At 68.4% G+C, this 16,572-nt stretch carries 14 protein-coding genes; 4 read left to right on the top strand and 10 right to left on the bottom strand.

Translation table 11 applies throughout. The features are described 5' to 3' along the window. Together J2Y54_RS10295 and J2Y54_RS10290 are read right to left on the bottom strand one after the other, a co-directional pair. Window positions 1-1,281, bottom strand: a complete 1,281-nt coding sequence (locus J2Y54_RS10295) for an MFS transporter (RefSeq protein WP_310039344.1) — start codon at window positions 1,279-1,281, stop codon at window positions 1-3. 84 nt (window positions 1,282-1,365) lie between these two features. Next, complete coding sequence (locus J2Y54_RS10290; protein WP_310039341.1) at window positions 1,366-3,591, bottom strand: TonB-dependent receptor; 2,226 nt, start codon at window positions 3,589-3,591, stop codon at window positions 1,366-1,368. A gap of 108 nt (window positions 3,592-3,699) precedes the next feature. Between J2Y54_RS10290 and J2Y54_RS10285 the strand changes: the two genes are divergently transcribed. Beyond that, entirely contained in the window at window positions 3,700-4,359 is a 660-nt protein-coding gene (locus J2Y54_RS10285; RefSeq protein WP_310039339.1) for a TetR/AcrR family transcriptional regulator, read from the top strand. A 33-nt stretch (window positions 4,360-4,392) separates the two neighbouring features. On the opposite strand, the gene J2Y54_RS10280 is transcribed toward J2Y54_RS10285, so the two are convergent. Both J2Y54_RS10280 and hrpB read right to left on the bottom strand, forming a co-directional pair. Beyond that, on the bottom strand, window positions 4,393-4,674 hold the full coding sequence (locus J2Y54_RS10280) for an ETC complex I subunit (protein WP_310039337.1): 282 nt from the start codon (window positions 4,672-4,674) through the stop codon (window positions 4,393-4,395). Window positions 4,675-4,685: 11 nt separating this feature from the next. Beyond that, window positions 4,686-7,202: an ATP-dependent helicase HrpB gene (gene hrpB / locus J2Y54_RS10275; protein WP_310041274.1), complete on the bottom strand. Its 2,517-nt coding sequence runs from the start codon at window positions 7,200-7,202 to the stop codon at window positions 4,686-4,688. Between the two features lie 95 nt (window positions 7,203-7,297). Between hrpB and J2Y54_RS10270 the strand changes: the two genes are divergently transcribed. Continuing rightward, complete coding sequence (locus J2Y54_RS10270; RefSeq protein ID WP_310039335.1) at window positions 7,298-7,510, top strand: hypothetical protein; 213 nt, start codon at window positions 7,298-7,300, stop codon at window positions 7,508-7,510. A 144-nt stretch (window positions 7,511-7,654) separates the two neighbouring features. On the opposite strand, the gene J2Y54_RS10265 is transcribed toward J2Y54_RS10270, so the two are convergent. Further along, window positions 7,655-8,668 carry a polyprenyl synthetase family protein gene (locus J2Y54_RS10265; protein WP_310039334.1) on the bottom strand — a complete coding sequence of 338 codons (1,014 nt, stop codon included), beginning with the start codon at window positions 8,666-8,668 and terminating at the stop codon, window positions 7,655-7,657. A 139-nt stretch (window positions 8,669-8,807) separates the two neighbouring features. Between J2Y54_RS10265 and J2Y54_RS10260 the strand changes: the two genes are divergently transcribed. Next, window positions 8,808-9,104: a chorismate mutase gene (locus J2Y54_RS10260; RefSeq protein ID WP_310041273.1), complete on the top strand. Its 297-nt coding sequence runs from the start codon at window positions 8,808-8,810 to the stop codon at window positions 9,102-9,104. 175 nt (window positions 9,105-9,279) lie between these two features. Continuing rightward, the gene (locus J2Y54_RS10255; protein ID WP_310039333.1) at window positions 9,280-11,799 is read left to right on the top strand and encodes a TonB-dependent receptor; all 2,520 of its coding nucleotides are present in this window, start codon (window positions 9,280-9,282) and stop codon (window positions 11,797-11,799) included. Between the two features lie 17 nt (window positions 11,800-11,816). On the opposite strand, the gene J2Y54_RS10250 is transcribed toward J2Y54_RS10255, so the two are convergent. The 5 genes from J2Y54_RS10250 to J2Y54_RS10230 all read right to left on the bottom strand — a co-directional run bounded on the left by J2Y54_RS10250 (window position 11,817) and on the right by J2Y54_RS10230 (window position 16,522). Then, window positions 11,817-12,719: a flagellar motor protein MotB gene (locus tag J2Y54_RS10250; RefSeq protein ID WP_310039331.1), complete on the bottom strand. Its 903-nt coding sequence runs from the start codon at window positions 12,717-12,719 to the stop codon at window positions 11,817-11,819. 164 nt (window positions 12,720-12,883) lie between these two features. Next, the gene (motA, locus tag J2Y54_RS10245) at window positions 12,884-13,747 is read right to left on the bottom strand and encodes a flagellar motor stator protein MotA (RefSeq protein ID WP_310039328.1); all 864 of its coding nucleotides are present in this window, start codon (window positions 13,745-13,747) and stop codon (window positions 12,884-12,886) included. 92 nt (window positions 13,748-13,839) lie between these two features. Continuing rightward, complete coding sequence (gene flgL, locus J2Y54_RS10240; protein ID WP_310039326.1) at window positions 13,840-14,748, bottom strand: flagellar hook-associated protein FlgL; 909 nt, start codon at window positions 14,746-14,748, stop codon at window positions 13,840-13,842. A 5-nt stretch (window positions 14,749-14,753) separates the two neighbouring features. After that, complete coding sequence (gene flgK / locus J2Y54_RS10235; protein WP_310039323.1) at window positions 14,754-16,085, bottom strand: flagellar hook-associated protein FlgK; 1,332 nt, start codon at window positions 16,083-16,085, stop codon at window positions 14,754-14,756. Continuing rightward, window positions 16,082-16,522 (bottom strand): rod-binding protein, encoded by a 441-nt coding sequence (locus J2Y54_RS10230; protein ID WP_310039320.1) that lies wholly within the window; start codon window positions 16,520-16,522, stop codon window positions 16,082-16,084. The genes flgK and J2Y54_RS10230 overlap by 4 nt, the downstream gene beginning before the upstream one ends. Window positions 16,523-16,572: the final 50 nt, after the last annotated feature.

Genomic DNA, 16,572 nt, shown 5'->3' with positions numbered 1-16,572 from the left:
TTACTCCACCCAGTCCTTGCGCAGGGTGCGGACTGCGAACAGCATCAGCACGGCGGCGATGACGTAGAAAGACAGCGCGGTGACCGCCGAATAGCGCAGCGCTTCGTTGCCATAGCTGGCGGTCATGGCGTCCGACATCGCGCCCATCGCCCATGACCCGGCGCCAAGCCCGATCAGATTGTTGATCAGCAGGAAACTGGCGCTCGCGGTCGCGCGCATCTGGGGCGGGACGAGGTTCTGGATCGCGGTGGTCACCGGACCGAGCCACAGGATATTGAGGCCATTCGGGATCAGGAACAGGAACCACGCCAGCGTCACATTGTCGGTCAGGAACCCGCCGGCGAACAGCGGCACGCAGACCAGCCAGGCGATCGCCGGAAGCTTGGCATAGGCGCCGCGGTCGCTGCGACCGAGCCGGTCGGCGAGCACGCCGCCCATGAAGACGCCGATGGTGCCGCCGACGAGCAGGATCGAGCCGAAGAAATAGCTGGTCGTCGACAGGTCGAAGCCGAAGCTGCGCACGAAGAAGGTCGGGGCCCAGAAAGCGAGGCCATAGCCGCACATCGAGCTGAAGCCCGCCCCGATCGCCATCAGCCAGAAGCTGGGCTTTTTCGCGAGGATGCCGAATACCTGCCCGATCGGCGCACGCGCGGCAGCGCTGGTCGCGACCGGGCGCGGCGGCTCCTTGACGATCATGCGGAAGAACGGGGCGATGACGACGCCCGCCAGCCCGACGACGATGAACGCCCAGCGCCAGTCGACGGTCGCCGCGATCCACGCGCCGAGCAAGGTGCCCGAGGCGAGGCCGATCGGGATGCCGAGCGAGTAGATGGCGAGCGCGCGGGCGCGCTGATGCTGGGGGAAATAGTCGGCGATGATCGCATAGGACGGCGCGACGCCGCCCGCTTCCCCCACCCCGACGCCGAGGCGGTAGAGGAACAGCGTCCAGAAGCTGTTGGCGAGGCCGCACAGCGCGGTGAAGCCGCTCCACACGGTGAGCGAGATCGTCACCACCCAGGTGCGACTGGTGCGGTCGGCGAGCAGCGCAAGCGGGACGCCCAGCGTCGAATAGAGAAAGGCAAAGGCGATGCCGCCGAGCGCACCGAGCTGGGTATCGGTGAGGCCCAGATCCGCCTTGATCGGCACCGCGAGGATGCCGAGAATCTGTCGGTCGAGGAAGTTGAAGGTATAAACCAGCAGCAGCATTGCCAGCACGACCGCGCGATAGCCCGGCGTGCCATGGCCCTGCGTCGTCGGTGCCGCCCCGTTGGTGGCGCTCATACCCTCTCCCTCAAAAAAATGGGCCGGACGCCCCCTTTCGACGCCCGGCCCGATCAGTCTGGCAAACTCAAACCACGAAAGCGATCAGAACTTGATCTCGAACGTGCCGGTCACGGTGCGCGGCGGGCCGTAATAGCCGATGATCGAATTGCCGAAGAGCGCGCCCGGGAAGTTGTAGCCACCGACGCGATAGCGCTTGTCGGTCAGGTTGCGCGCCGCGACGCCAAGGCGATAGCGCCCGTCACCCGAGGTCCAGTTGAGCGAGGCATCGACCAGGGCATAGCCGTCCTGGTCGAGCGCCGGGGTCGCGATTTCGAACATCTGGGTATCGCTGCGCAGCGAGACCGAGGGGGTGAAGGCGAGCACACCGCCGGCGACATCGTTCGACCAGGTCACCGACGCGTTGGCAGTCCATTCCGGCGTGTTCTGGAATGCACGCTGGTCCGACACGTCGACCGGGGTGGTGCCACCGCCGATGAAGGTGAAGAACTCCTTATAGTCGGCATTGGTGTAGCCGACCACGACGCTGGCCTGGAAGTGCCGCGACGGGACCATGCGGGTTTCAAGCTCGAAGCCGTAAATCTCGCCCTTGCCGGCATTGTCGACGAAGCTGGCGATGCCGCTGGGCAGCGCGGGCACCTGAATGGTGACCTGCTGATCCTTGTAGTTCGAGAAGAAGCCGGCGACGTTCACGAACAGCGTGCGGTCGAGGAACGCGCCCTTCATGCCCAGTTCGTAGCTGTCGATCGTCTCGGGCGCATAGCCGTTGACGGTGGTCGGCGTCAGGATCGCGTCGCCGCGCATGTCGAAGCCGCCCGACTTATAACCCTTGCCGTAGCTGGCATAGATGTTGAGGTCAGCATTCGGCTGGTAGCTGAGGCTGACGCGCGGGGTCAGCTTTTCGAAGTCGCGGCTGTTGGTATAGTCCGACCGCAGCAGGCCGGGGATCGCCGTCGCATTGCCGAACCACGGGCTGCGGATGCCGGTGAAGTTCTGGCGATAGACCGTGCCGGTCTTTTCGTCGCGGGTGTAGCGCAGCCCCGCCGAAATCTTGAACGTATCGGTCACGTCGAAGCTGAAATCGCCGAACGCGGCATAGCTCTTGGTGAAGACTTCGCCCGCCGTCAGCGTAGTAGTGTTGAGCGCGCCCAGCACCGTGTCGAACGCACCGCTGGCGCGGCCATTCAGGTAATAGAGGCCGAACACGCCCTGCAGCCGCTCGCCTTCATACAGCAGCTGGAGCTCCTGGGTGAACTGGCGGTCGGAATATTCGGCCGGGATGTCGAGGGTCGGCAGGATCGTGTTGTCGAAATCGATCACCGTGTCGGTGCTGCCATCGCGCCACGCGGTGATGGTCTTGAAGGTCAGCGCATCGGACAGGCCGATCTCGCCGGTGACCGAAAGGCCGCGCGTTTCGACGCGGTTGTCGTCGCCGATCCCGGCGCGCGTGTCATAGACGCTGGCGGTGGGCGCGTAGATCGGGTCGGTGCCGTTGGGCACCAGGCGGGTGCCGTGGCGCGGGTTCGAGCGGTCGAGCACGCGGTCGCCCGCGACGCGCACGAAGATGTTGTCGGTCGGGGTAAATTCGGCCGACACGCGCGCGGCGAGCACGTCCTTGTTGTAATGCTCGGCCCCGGTGGTGAGGTTGGTGCCGAACCCGTCGCGCCAATATTGCGCGACCGCCGCGCCGAGCGACAGCGTGTCGCCGACCGGCACCACGACCTGCCCGACCAGATCGATCTGGTTGTACGAACCGTAGGAGCCGCGGAACGACGCCTTGAAATCATTGCCGAGACGGCGGGTGACATACTTCACCGCGCCGCCGATGGTGTTGCGGCCATAGAGCGTGCCCTGCGGCCCGCGCAGCACTTCGACCCGCTCGACGTCGAAAATGTCGAGCACGGCGCCCTGGGGCCGTGCGACATAGACATCGTCGATGTACAGTGCGACGCCGGGTTCGAAGCCCCACAGCGGATCCTGCTGACCCACGCCGCGGCTGAACGCGATCAGGGTCGAGTTGGAACCGCGCGCGATCTGCAGCGTGAGGTTCGGGGTCTTGTCCTGCAGCGCGGTGATATCGGCCGCGCCGCTCTTGACCAGCGAGTCGCCGGTGACGACCGACATCGAGATCGGCACGTCGATCAGGCTTTCCTCGCGGCGACGCGCGGTGACGACGATTTCACCGGTCGATTCGGTTTCGGCAGCCTCGCCCGCCGGCGCATCCTGCGCGAGGGCCGGCGTGGCAGCGAGCGCGCTCAATGCGGCGCTGGCGGTCAGAAAACTGCGAACAGACAGACTCAGGCGCTTCATGCGTTCCTCCCCAAAAGCGGCCAGCGATCCCCCGGCCTTGTCAGTGGTTGCGCTTGGCTATAGTGAAACCTGAACCGGGTTTCAACTTCCGGATGAAGGAGGGGAGAAATGACGCAAGATCGTGGCAAGACCGCCACACTGCCCCCTGCTTTGCATCTGGGCGACAGCGCGGCGAGCGAGGGCAAGGAGCCGCGCACCGCGCGTGGCCGCCGCACATTGCGCGCAATCCTCGACGCCGCTGCGGCGGAGTTTGGCGAGAAGGGATTTCACGAGGGGTCGGTGAGCGGCATCACCCGCCGCGCGGGCGTGGCGCTGGGGAGCTTCTACACCTATTTCGATTCGAAGGACGCGGTGTTCCGCGCGCTGGTCCGCGACATGAGCGATCAGGTCCGCGAGCATGTCGGCCCGGCGATCCGCGCCGCGCCGGAACAGATCGCGGCCGAACGCGCCGGGCTTGAGAGCTTCATCGGCTTTGTCCGGGCGCACAAGGAAATCTATCGCATCATCGACGAGGCGGAGTTCGTCGATCCGGAGAGCTTCCGGCTGCACTATCAGACCACCGCCGAGCGGATCGAAAAGCGCCTGAAAGCGGCCGCCGAGCGTGGCGAGGTGCGCGCCGACGTGTCCGACGTCCACGCCTGGGCGATCATGGGGATGAACGTGTTCCTGGGCCTGCGCTATGGCGTCTGGAACGAGGAAGCGGATGCCGCGGCGGTCGCGGACACGGTCGCCGATCTGCTTGCCCGCGGGCTGGGCGCCACGCGCTGAAGCACTGGCCGGGCCGCGTGCCCGGCGCGCCGGTCAGCGGAAATTGTCGGCGTAGGCCTGAAGCTTGAGCGTCTTTACCGGGGCGGGGACGACATGCACGTCGATCCCTTCGCGCGCGGCATAGTCCCTGGCCGCTTCCAGCGTCGGGAAATTGAGCCGCAGCTGCGCGCGCGTATCGCCCGATCCGGCCCAGCCGGTCAGCGGGTCGGGACGCTGCTTCTCGTTCGATTCGAATTCGAGCACCCAGCGATCGGTGCGGGCGCGGCCCGACTGCATGGCGTTTTTCGGGCGCTGATAGATGCGTGCGGTGAACATGGTCTGGCTCTTTATCGCGATCCGTTGCGCCGCGCATCCGCATTTTTCGTCCGCAGCGTCGCATTGGCGGAAGCGGGATCGTCGGGCCAGGGGTGGCGGGGGTAGCGGCCGCGCATCTCCTTGGCGACATCAGCCCAGCTGCCCTTCCAGAAGCCGGGCAGGTCGCGCGTCGTCTGGATCGGACGCCCGGCCGGCGAAGTGAGCGACAGCACGAGCGGCGTACCGTCGCCGAGCAGCGGGTGGGTGGCGAGACCGAACAATGCCTGCACGCGCACCTCGACCGTCGGACCGCCCTCGGCGGCATAGTCGATCGCATGGCTCGATCCGGCGGGCGTTTCCAGCCGCGCCGGGGCGAGGCGGTCGAGCGCCTTCTGCCCGTCCCAGCCGAGCCGGTTGTGCAGCGCCTGTGTCAGCCCCTCGCCCGAAACCGCGTCGAGGCGGCGCTTGCCAGCCAGCAGCGGGGCAAGCCAGTCATCGAGGTCGGCGATCAGCGCCGCGTCCGCGAGTGGTTCGAGCCGCGCATAGGCGGCGCGGGTCCGCAGCGCCCGCGCAGGATCGGACCAGGGCAGCAATTCGAGGCCATGCGTCCGCACCCCTTCGCGCAGGGCAGCGGCAATCTCGTCGGGGTCGGCGGCGCTGTCGGGGCCGGCGGACAGGCGAATCGCGCCCAGCCGGCGCTCGCGCGTCGCTTCGACCCGACCGGTGCCGGGATCGAAGCGGACCTGACGGCGGGTTTCGATGCGGTTGGCGAACAACGTCTCGATCTGCGCCGGGTCGAGCGGGGCGGCGGAGAGAATGCGGGCACCGGCCGCCATCCCCTGCGTCTCAGCCACCGCGAGCCATTCGTGGCGGGCGAGTGACGAGGTCGGGTCGAGCTTGAACCCGCGCCCGCCCGCCGAGGCCCAGGTCTCACCCGACGCGTCGCGGCGGCGCGCGATGCGGTCAGGGAAGGCGAGCGCGATGCACAGGGCCACATCGTCAAAGCCCTCTCCCCTCCGGGGAGAGGGTTGGGAGAGGGGCAGAAGTGGAGAGGGCATCGCACTGCCCCTCTCCCCGGCTCTCTCCCCGGAGGGGAGAGGGAGAAGTCTCGACCAGCGTTCGGCGAGCTTGCGCGCCGCCTCGGCACGCTGGCCGCGTTCGCTGCGCCAGCGACGCATGCGCGCTTCGAGATCGGCGTCCGGACCGCCCAGCCCGCGCTCGCCGAGCAGCACCGCGACTTGCGCCGCGGTGACAGCCATGCCCAACTCGCCCGCGCGCACCAGCATATGGCCCAGCCGGGGCGGGAGCGGGAGGGCGGCAATCGCCTTGCCATGCGCGGTCGGGCGACCATCGGCATCGAGCGCGTCGAGCGTGGTCAGCCGCGCCCGCGCCTCCGCCACCGCCGCAGCGGGCGGCGAGTCGAGCCAGCGCAGGTCGCGGGGATCGGCGACGCCCCATAGCGCGCAGTCGAGCGTCAGCGCCGACAGATCGGCTTCGAGAATCTCCGGCGGGTCATAGGGCGGCAGCCCGGCCGTCGCCGCCGCCTCCCACAGCCGATAGGCAACCCCCGGCCCCTGCCGCGCGGCGCGGCCGGCGCGCTGGGTCGCCGACGCCTGGCTCGCGCGTTCGGTGACGAGCCGCGTCATCCCCGCCGCGCGATCGTAGCGGGGCCGGCGCGCGAGACCCGAATCCACCACGACGCGGATGCCGTCGAGCGTGAGCGAGGTTTCGGCGATCGACGTCGCCAGCACGATCTTGCGCCGCCCGGCCGGATCGGGGGCAATGGCCGCGCGCTGGGCCGCGGGGTCGAGGCTGCCGTGCAGCGTGTGAACCACCGCGCCCGGAATGTCGCCCAGCCGTTCGGCAGTGCGCTCGATCTCAGCGACCCCGGGCAGGAAGGCGAGGACGCCGCCCTCCGCCTCGCGCAGCGCCTGGCGGATCGCTGCGGCGACGGGTTCGTCGATCCGTGCCTCGGCCGGGCGACCGAGATGGCGCAGTTCGAGCGGAAAGCTGCGCCCGGCGCTCTCGATCACCGGCGCGCCGTCCATGAGGGCGGAAAAGCGCGCGCCGTCGAGCGTGGCGGACATGGCGACCAGCCGCAGGTCGGGCCGCAGCGCGCCCTGCGCATCCAGCGCCAGCGCCAGGCCGAAATCGCTGTCGAGGCTGCGTTCATGCACCTCGTCGAACAGTACCGCGCTGACCCCGGCAAGTTCGGGATCGGCCTGAATGCGGTTGACGAAAATCCCTTCGGTCACAACCGTCACCCGCGTCGCCGCCGACCGCCGCGTGTCCATCCGCGTGGCATAGCCGAAGGTGCCGCCGACCTTCGCGTCCGCCAGCGCCGCCATCCGCTCGGCCGCAGCGCGCGCGGCAAGGCGCCGCGGGGAGAGCAGCAGGATCTCGCCATCGCACCACGGCTCGGCCAGCAATGCCGGCGCCACCGCCGTCGTCTTGCCAGCGCCAGGCGGGGCGACGAGCACGGCGTTGCTGCCATCGCGCAGCGCGGCAAGCAGGTCGGCCAGGACGGCATGGATCGGCAGGTCGCTCACGCCCCCGCCCCTACGCAATTCGGCGCGGTGCTTGAAGCCGCGATGGCACCGGATCGCGTGGCAGGCGTTGCGCCAGATCGGAAAGGAGACACGATATGGCACGCACGGTTTCGAGCTTCACGGTCGCCGCGGACGGCAAGGGCGATTATCTGCTCAGCTTCGAGGATGAGGATGGCGAGACGATCGAGCTGACGGCGAGCTTCGAACAGCTCGACCTGATCGCCGATGCGATCGGCGAGGCGCTCGACGCGGACGAGGAAGACGCGCTCGGCATCGATGACGACGCGGACGAGCCGGTCGAGGAGTAAGCGGGCGAAACCGCGACGCTTTCCCGCGTCACGCCCGCGAAGGCGAGGGCCCATCTCCTGCGCGATCAGCGCACCGAGCCGGCACCTATTCGGATTCTCCGGGAGATGGGTCCCCGCTTTCGCGGGGATGACGGGTATTGTGTTTCAATATGCCCGCGCGACCGCGAATTCGACCGCTTCGATCATCGCGTCCTTCGCCGCGCTGGCGGGGAAGCTGCCGATCGCGTCGATTGCGCGCTGGCCGTAATGGCGCGCACGGGCAAGCGTGTCGTCGACCGCGCGGCTCGAGCGGACCAGCGCGATTGCATGCGCGAAATCTGCGTCGCTGTTGCGGCGGCCCAGCACCGCCTCACGCCAGAAGGCGCGCTCTTCGTCATTGCCGCGCGCATAAGCGAGAATGACGGGCAGGGTCATCTTGCCCTCACGGAAATCGTCGCCCGCGTCCTTGCCCATCGTGCCCGCGTCCGAGACATAGTCGATCGCGTCGTCGACCAGCTGAAACGCGATGCCGAGATTGCGGCCATAGGCGTCGAGCGCGGCTTCGTCGGCCTCGCTGCGTTCGGCGACGACGGCGGCGATGCGGCAGGCGGCGGCGAACAGGGCGGCGGTCTTGGCGCCGATGATGTCGAGATAGCGCCCCTCGTCCAGCTCGACCCGGCGGGCGGCGGTGAGCTGATTGACCTCGCCCTCCGCGATCACCGCGCTGGCGTTGGACAGGATCTTGAGCACCTTCAGGCTGCCATCCTCGACCATCAGTTCGAAGCTGCGGCTGAACAGGAAGTCGCCGACCAGCACGCTGGCGGGGTTGCCCCAGATGAGGTTGGCGGTGCGCTTGCCGCGGCGCATGTCGCTGCCATCGACGACATCGTCGTGGAGCAGGGTCGCGGTGTGGATGAATTCGACCGCGGCGGCGAGCCGGTGGTGGCGGTTACCCGGATAGTCGAGCAGCCGCGCGCTCGCCAGCGTCAGCATCGGGCGCATGCGCTTGCCCCCGCCTGCGATGAGATGGCCGGCGAGTTCGGGGATCAGCGGGATCTGCGACTGCATCCGGTCGAGAATGACCGAATTGACGTGGTTCATGTCACCCGCGACCAGTGCGATCATCGGATCGAGCGAGGGGGCGGCACTGCGGCCGATGCGATGAATGGTCGCGCTCATGGCGACGCGATGGCGGCAACTTGCCGTAAAGGCAAGGGCCAGCGCGACCGGGCGGGGGCTTGCGCGCGATGCAAAGCGCGGCAACAAGGCCGCCGACGCGATCCGCGCCGCCCGGCAGCGGCTTTCGAAGGGCCTGAACATGAGCCAAGAGACGCTGAAACGCTATCGCCAGAGCATCGACCGGATCGACGCGGCTCTGGTGTTTCTGCTGGCCGAACGGTTTCAGATCACCCAGGCGGTCGGCCGGTTCAAGGCGGAGGCCAATCTGCCCCCCGCCGACCCGACGCGCGAGGAGCGCCAGATTGCGCGGCTGCGCGCGCTTGCCGCCGAGGCGGATCTCGATCCCGAATTTTCCGAGAAATTCCTGCGCTTCATCATCGACGAAGTGATCCGCCACCACGCGCGGATGCAGGAGCCGGCGCCGCCCAGCACCTGACCCGCCTACCGGATCCATTCCGCCCGTCATGCGTCCCGCATCCAGTCGGGGCGGGACTGCACCCCGGTACGTCTTCGCACCGGCACAAATTTGCGACAAGTCGGCCGTAAGTGGCCGCAGTGCCGGAGCGAATCCGGAATTTCTGTCAGATCGACGCGTAACAGGGAGTATATGCATGCGAAACGGGGTGTGGCTGATTGCCATCCTGATGACATCGGGATCGCCGGCAGCACTGGCCGCGAGCCAGACCGGACCGGTCGCCGCGCCCGTGACCGCGCCGCAGCAGACCGATCAGGACCCTGAGCCGGGCGCCCCGGGCGGAAGCGGCGGCGCTGGCGGCGACGAGGTCGAAGAGGTGGTGATCACCGGGAGCGCGCCGCGCGGGTCGGTACCCGGCGACGTCAAGCCGGACCTGGTGCTGAACCCCGCCGACATCCGCGCCTATGGCGTCGGATCGCTCGCCGAGCTGCTGACCGAGCTGGAACCGCAGACGCGCAGCGGGCGCGGGCGCGGCGGCGGCGGTCCCGTGCTGCTGCTGAGCGGGCGCCGCATTTCGGGCTTTGGCGAATTGCGCGACATTCCGCCCGAGGCGATCGAACGGATCGACATCCTGCCCGAGGAAGCCGCGCTCAAGCTCGGCTATCGCGCCGACCAGCGCGTGGTGAACATCGTGCTGCGCCAGCGCTTTCGCGCGGTTACCGGGGAGATCGAGGGCGGCGTGGCGACCGCCGGCGGCACCGGGGGGCAGGAAGTCGAGCTGAGCCTGTTGCGGCTGATGCCCGACGGACGGCTCAACCTCGACATCGAATATGAGCAGGATTCGCGCCTGCTCGAAAGCGAACGCGACGTCATCACGACCAATACCGACAGCGCCTATCGCACGCTGCGCCCGGCGACCCAGACGCTGACGATGAACGGCGTGCTCAGCCGCAATATCGGCAAGACCGTCGCCACCGCCAATCTGCGGATGGAACAGAATTGGAGCGATTCGCTGCTCGGCCTGCCGGGCAGCGGCGGGACCGATCCGCTCGAGCGCAGCGGCGCAACCACCACGCTGCAGGGCGGCGTGTCGCTCAACGGCGACCTGTCGTCCAAATGGCGCTGGTCGGTCACCGGCAATTGGGAGCGCGCCGAAACCCGCACGCTGACCGACCGCGACACCGGCCTGACCGATCGGGCGCAGTCGGTATCGAATGTCGGGGCGATCGACACGCTGGTGAACGGACCGCTCGCCGAACTGCCTGCCGGCGCGATCAACACCAGCCTGCGCCTGTCGGGTCGGACGATCGACCTTGACGCCGAATCGCGCCGGGCCGGGCTGTTCGCCGCGAGCGACATCGGCCGGACCAGCGGAAGCGCCCAGGCCAATATCGACCTGCCGATCGCCAGCCGGAACCGCGCCGTGCTGACGCCGCTGGGCAATTTCTCGCTCAACGCCAATGCCGAGGTCGAGCAGCTGTCCGACTTCGGCACGTTGCTGACCTATGGCTATGGCGCCAACTGGTCGCCGCTCGAGGGGTTGCGCCTGCTTGCCTCGTTCACCGAGGAGGAAGGGGCGCCGAGCGCGCAGCAGCTGGGCAATCCGGTCGTTTCGACCCCCAATGTCCGCGTGTTCGATTTCGTTCGCGGCGAGACGGTCGACATCACCCGCGTCGATGGCGGCAATGCCGGGCTGATCGCCGACAATCGCAGCGTGATGAAGCTGGGCTTCAATTATCAGCCGATCCAGAAGTTCGACCTGAGCCTGAACGTCGATTACACCCGCAGCACGATCCGCAACCCGATCGCCGCCTTCCCCACCGCAACCGCGGAGATCGAGGCAGCCTTTCCCGACCGGTTCGACCGCGGCGTGGGCGGACAGCTGATCCGGATCGACAATCGCCCGATCAACTTCGCGCGTAGCGAGCGTGAGCAGATCCGCTGGGGCCTCAACATCTCTGCCCCGATCAGCTCGCCGCTGGCGCGCAAGGCGGCGGAAGCATTTCGCGCCCGGCGCGAGGCGATGCTCGCCGCGCGCGCCGCGCAGCCGCAGGGCCAGCCCGGCGCACCCGGTACCCAGGGTCAGCCGGGCGCAGCGCCGCAGCCGCGCGGTGAGGGCGCATCGGGAGCGCCCGGCGCGCGCGGGTCGGGCGGCTTTGGCGGTGGCGGTGGGCGCGGCCCCGGCGGCGGCTTTGGCGGTTTTGGCGGTGGCCCCGGTGGGCCGGGCGGTGGCGGCCGGGTTCAGCTTGGCATCTTCCACACCGTTGCCCTGACCGACACGATCCTGATTCGCGACGGGCTGCCCGAGCTCGACCTGCTCGACGGGTCGGCGACCGGCAGCCGGGGCGGCTCACCGCGCCACCAGGTCGAGCTGCGCGGCGGCGTGGTCCGCGACGGCATCGGCCTGCGCGTCAACGCCGACTGGCAGAGCGCAACCCGGGTTACCGGCGGCGCGACGGGCGGTCAGGAATTGCGCTTCGACGATTTCGCGACCGTCAACCTGCGGCTGTTCGCCAGCCTGGGTCCGCAGTTCAAATTCGTCCGCGACAATCGCTGGCTGGCCGGAACGCGCGTCGTGCTCGCGGTCGACAATCTCTTCGACAACCGGCTGAAGGTCACCGATGCGACCGGAGCGACGCCGATCAGCTATCAGCCCGCGCTGCTCGATCCGGTCGGGCGGACGGTGCGGATCAGCATCCGCAAGCTGTTCTTCTGAACCTTGCGCGACGCGCGTTACTTATCCAGCCTGCTCTTGCGGTAGAGCAACGTGATCGCAACGCGGCGATTGCGGGGATCGGCGGGGTTGTCGGCGATCAGCGGTTCGCGATCGGCGACCCCCTCGATCCGTTCAAAGCGCGCCTCGGGCACGCCGGCGGCAACGAGGCGCCGACGCGTCTCTTCCGACCGCGCGCTCGACAGCATCCAGTTGTTCATGTTGGTCGGATCGCCATAGCGCAGGCTGTCGGTATGGCCGCGGATCATCAGCGGGTTGTCCGAATCCGCGATCGACTGGGCCACCAGCTGCACCAGCGCAGCCGCATCGGGAACGAAGCTGGTCGTGCCGAGCGCGAACATCGAATAATCGGCATCGTCCATCAGGTCGATCCGCATCCCCTCCCGCGTCGGGACGAAGCGGACCTGCTTGCCGAGGCGGGTGAGACCGTTGGCCTTCATCTTGCGCTCGATCTCGCTCTTCATCCGGGCAAAGGCCTTGCGGTCGGCGGCGTCCATCGCCTCCTTGTTCTTGAGGCTGCCCTTCTCCCCCGTGCCGACCCGGTCGCCCCCGGTCGCGCCGGCGGGGATGGTCATCGAGCGGGTACCGGTCTGCTTGGCGTTGGTGGGGTAATTGTCCTTGCCCTGAATCGCGTCACCGCCGAACAGACCGTTCGACCCCGCGCTGTTCTGCTTGAACTCGATCAGCGTGGGGGCGAAATAATCGGCGAGCGCCTTGCGCTGCTTTTCATTGGTTGCGCCGAGCAGCCACATCAGCAGGAAGAACGCCATCATCGCGGTGACGAAATCGGCATAGGCGACCTTCCACGCGCCGCCATGATGACCCCCGCCGCCCTCGACGTAGATCTTCTTGACGATGATCTTGGGCGGCTGCTTCGCCGCATGTGGCGCACGCGCGGTCATTGCTTGCGCGCCTCACGGCGCGAGGCGGCACCGGCCCGCTCCCCCACGGGTCCCCGCAAAGTAATACTTTGCGGGGCTACCCGCACCCGGCCACCCACGAGAGTAACCTGATTGGGTGGCCGGGTGGGGGAGCGGGCCGGTGCGGGGACGACAAGCATCACGGATTACCGCCCGCGCAGACCGTCGAACACTTCGGCAAAGCCCGGCTGATTGTGGTGGGCAATGCCGCTGCGCGCGGCTTCGATCACCAAAGGCTGCGGGTGGCCGTGGAGCGAGGCGATGATGATCTGCTTGACCGTGTGATAGATTGCGGCGTCGGCATCGATGATCTGTTTCAGCCGCCCGGCGAGCGGTCCGACCAGACCATAGGCCAGCAGCACGCCCAGGAAGGTGCCGACCAGCGCCGACCCGATCATGCCGCCCAGGATGCTGGGCGGCTTGTCGATCGATCCCATCGTCTTGACCACGCCGAGCACCGCCGCGACGATGCCGAGCGCGGGCAGCGCGTCGGCAAGGTTCTGCAGCGCGTGCTGCGGCTCCGCCACTTCGTGATGATGGGTCTTGATCGCGTTATCCATCACCTCCTCGACCGCGTGAACGTCGAGCGTGCCGGACGAGACGACCACCAGCCGCAGCGTATCGGCGATGAGATTGGTCAGCGCGGGATCGGCGAGCAGGCGCGGATATTCAGCGAAGATGGCGGAGGATTTGGGATCCTCGACATGCGGTTCCAGCGCGATCGGGCCGTCGATTCGCAGCATCTTCATCAGCTTGCTGACCAGGAAGATGACGTCGAGATAGTCCTGCTTCTTGTATTTCGGCCCCTTGAGCACCTTCATGAAGCCGCCGCCCAGCGCCTTGAGCTCGCGTCCCGAATTGCCGATGATCAGTGCGCCGACCGCAGCACCGCCGATGATCAGCATTTCGTGCGGCAACGCGTGCAGCACGGGCTCGAGCGCGCCGCCGGTCAGCGCAAAGCCGCCGAACACCATCGCGATCAGGACGACGAAGCCGATTGCTGGAAACATGCGCGCGCTCTTCCCCCGAAGTCACCGGAGCCGCCGGACGGGCGGCCTGTTCAATCATGTCTAACGACCGGTTCACCCTGAACTTGAGCGGCTCAGCGCAGATAATCGAACAGCGACAGGCTGGTCAGCTTGGTGAAGCTCGCCTGGGTCGCCTGCAGGATGGTCAGCGTCTTTTGAAGCTGCGCGATCGCGGTCGCGGTGTCGGCGTCCTCGATGCCGGTCCGCGCAGCCTCCCGCGTGATCTCGGCCTCGCCCAGCCGTTCGGCCTCGAGATCAAGGCGGAAGGCACGTGCGCCGACCGAGGCGCGGGTCGTGCCAAGCTGGTCGAGGGCGGCGTCGAGGTCGCGCATCGCGGTCTCGACGCCGCCCGCCGCTTCGTCCGGCCCGAGAGCCGCGGCGAAGGCGGAAAGGATCTGGAACATGTCGGTGCTGCCGTTCGATCCGGCGATGCCGCCGAACGCGCGCGCGCCGCTGGTGGTGGCGGCGATCGACTCGCCCTCGCCGATCGGGATTGCGGCGGGTTCGCCGCCGCCGGTCCACGCGACGCTGCCATCGTCCTGCACGGTGAAGGCGGGATCGCCCGAGGTGCCACCGAACAAGGGCTGACCGCGCGGGTCGGTGCTGTTGGCGAGGCCGACCAGGTCCTCGAGAATCGCCTCGATCTCGACCTTGATCGCCGCGCGCCCCTCGGCGTTCACCGTCTCGCTGTTTGCCTGTACCGCAAGCGCGCGGGCGCGCTGGAGCTGGGTTTCGACCTGATCCAGCGCGGTGTCGGTCGCCGCGAGCAGCGCCTGCGCCGACTTGATGTTGGCGCCATAAGCGCTGTCGTCCGCCCCGGCGCGCTTGAGGCCGGAGAGCTGCTGCCACCCCGACGCGCTGTCCGATGGGGCGAGGATCTTCTTGCCGGTCGCAACCTGAGTCTGCAGCTTGTCGGCCTGGCTGCTGAGGCTCGCCATCAGCAGCGAGGGGCGATCATAGCTCTGGCTGGTCGTCACGCGCATGGGGATCACCGGATGTCGAAGAGGGTCTGGAGGGTTTCGCGGGCGACCTGGATCACCCGGCTCGACGCCTGATAGGCCTGCTGGAAGCGGATCAGGTCGACCGCCTCCTCGTCCACATTGACGCCGGTCACCGAATCGCGCGCCGCGACCGCGTTGCTGCGGATCGTCGACTGGACCTCGGCGATGGCGCGGCGGCCGGCGAGCGCGCTGGCGTTGCCGGTGGTCAGCGTGGTGACCTGGCTTTCAAAGCCCGCGTCGCGGCGCAGTGTCGTGAGCGCGGTCAGATTGCCATTGCCGCGTTCGCCCTCGCCCGGTGTCGCCGCAGCGATGCCGCGCGGATCGGTCAGGGCGAGGCGGAAGTCGCGCGCGCCGGTGGCGGCGAACAGCGGTGCGCCGGTCGCGCCATTGAGGTCCTCGCCCCCGGCCTGCACCGCGTTGACGCCCTCGGCAAAGTCGGTGGCGAGCGTGTCGAGCGCGGCCGCGGCATCGGCGAGGCGGGCAGCACCCTCGGCAACGCCCGCCAGCGCGCCGCCGCCGGGCGTCAGCGCCTGCGACCCTTCAAGGCCATAGACCGCGAAGGATACCGCTCCGCCGCTGCGGGCATAGGTCGCGACGGCGGCCTGATCCCCCTGCACCAGCAACGGCCCGCCGCCCCCGGCGCGCACGCTGGCGCGGCCGGCAGCGTCGAAGCTGGCGGCAACATCGGTCAGTGCCGCCATCGAATCGAGCAGCCGATCGCGTTCGTCGAGCAACGCCGCCTGCGCGCTGCTGCCCTGTGCGGTGCGACCCAGCGACCCGTTGACCTTGGCGAGGCCCGCAGTGAGCGCGTTGAGATCGTTGACCGCCGCATCGGCAGTGCCGTCGAGATCGGCAGTGGCACCGTCGATCGCGCTCGCGGTCGCGGTGAAGCTGTGCGCCAGCGTCGCGGCGGCCTGAAGCAAGGTTGCGCGCGGCGCGCTGGCAGACGGATCGGCGGCGAGCGCGGTGGCGGCGTTGAAGAATGCGGTCATGCGCTCGTCGAGCTTGTTGCCGGTCAGCGCGCTCTCGATCCGGTCGAGCCACACGATCCCCGCCTCGCTACGCGCGAGATCGGACCCGGCGGCGCGCACTTCGGCATTGCGCAGGTCGCTGCCGGTGCGCGTCACGCCGCTGACGGTCACGCCAAGGCCGTTGAGCGTGCGGCCCGATGCATCCCCCGGTGCCGCCACCTCGCGCGTCGACGCCACGCGCCGCGAATAGCCGGCGGTCCCGGCGTTCGCGATATTCTCCGACGTCGTGGTCAGCGCGGTCTGATAGGCGCGGACGCCGCTGGCGCCGATCGAGAGCATGTCGGTCATTCGGGCTCACCTTGAAGCTTCAATCCTCCCCCGCCAGGGGGAGGTGTCAGCCGCAGGCTGACGGAGGGGGAGGATGCCAGAACCGACGTCGGGGCTTCCTCCCCCTCCGTCGCGCTACGCGCGCCACCTCCCCCTTGCGGGGGAGGATTGCCTTCACCGCTACCTGCTTTCGCGAGGAATTCGGTCATTGCCTTGCCGATCCCCATCGGCGTGTGCGCGGCCATGTTTTCGGCGAGCTTCTGGTCCTGCATGTCGCGGAACTGGCCGAGCGCCTGGCTTTCGAACAGGCTGTCGGCCAGCTTCGCCTTGCGCATCGACGACAGCATCATCCTGGTGAAGATCGCCTCGAACTTCTCGCCCGCTTGGTCGAGATTGTCGCGCGTCCCCAGACGTGCGGTGTCCGTCGAGACACTTCCTGTCAGGTTTGGCTGCGCCAAACCTGGGGCGGCACCAGCCCGCTCCCCCACCCGGCCACCCACATGATCCT

The organism is Sphingomonas sp. BE123, assembly GCF_031456015.1.
GTDB lineage: Bacteria > Pseudomonadota > Alphaproteobacteria > Sphingomonadales > Sphingomonadaceae > Sphingomonas.
Note: the sequence above shows the minus strand (reverse complement) of the source record. Positions and strands in the feature narration are given on the sequence as shown.

Excerpts from the sequence above, each read along its gene's own strand:
- J2Y54_RS10295 (WP_310039344.1), bottom strand. The coding sequence starts at position 1,281 with ATGAGCGCCACCAACGGGGCGGCACCGACGACGCAGGGCCATGGCACG.
- J2Y54_RS10290 (WP_310039341.1), bottom strand. The coding sequence starts at position 3,591 with ATGAAGCGCCTGAGTCTGTCTGTTCGCAGTTTTCTGACCGCCAGCGCC.
- J2Y54_RS10285 (WP_310039339.1), top strand. The coding sequence starts at position 3,700 with ATGACGCAAGATCGTGGCAAGACCGCCACACTGCCCCCTGCTTTGCAT.
- J2Y54_RS10280 (WP_310039337.1), bottom strand. The coding sequence starts at position 4,674 with ATGTTCACCGCACGCATCTATCAGCGCCCGAAAAACGCCATGCAGTCG.
- J2Y54_RS10270 (WP_310039335.1), top strand. The coding sequence starts at position 7,298 with ATGGCACGCACGGTTTCGAGCTTCACGGTCGCCGCGGACGGCAAGGGC.
- J2Y54_RS10265 (WP_310039334.1), bottom strand. The coding sequence starts at position 8,668 with ATGAGCGCGACCATTCATCGCATCGGCCGCAGTGCCGCCCCCTCGCTC.
- J2Y54_RS10260 (WP_310041273.1), top strand. The coding sequence starts at position 8,808 with ATGAGCCAAGAGACGCTGAAACGCTATCGCCAGAGCATCGACCGGATC.
- J2Y54_RS10255 (WP_310039333.1), top strand. The coding sequence starts at position 9,280 with ATGCGAAACGGGGTGTGGCTGATTGCCATCCTGATGACATCGGGATCG.
- J2Y54_RS10250 (WP_310039331.1), bottom strand. The coding sequence starts at position 12,719 with ATGACCGCGCGTGCGCCACATGCGGCGAAGCAGCCGCCCAAGATCATC.
- motA (WP_310039328.1), bottom strand. The coding sequence starts at position 13,747 with ATGTTTCCAGCAATCGGCTTCGTCGTCCTGATCGCGATGGTGTTCGGC.
- flgL (WP_310039326.1), bottom strand. The coding sequence starts at position 14,748 with ATGCGCGTGACGACCAGCCAGAGCTATGATCGCCCCTCGCTGCTGATG.
- flgK (WP_310039323.1), bottom strand. The coding sequence starts at position 16,085 with ATGACCGACATGCTCTCGATCGGCGCCAGCGGCGTCCGCGCCTATCAG.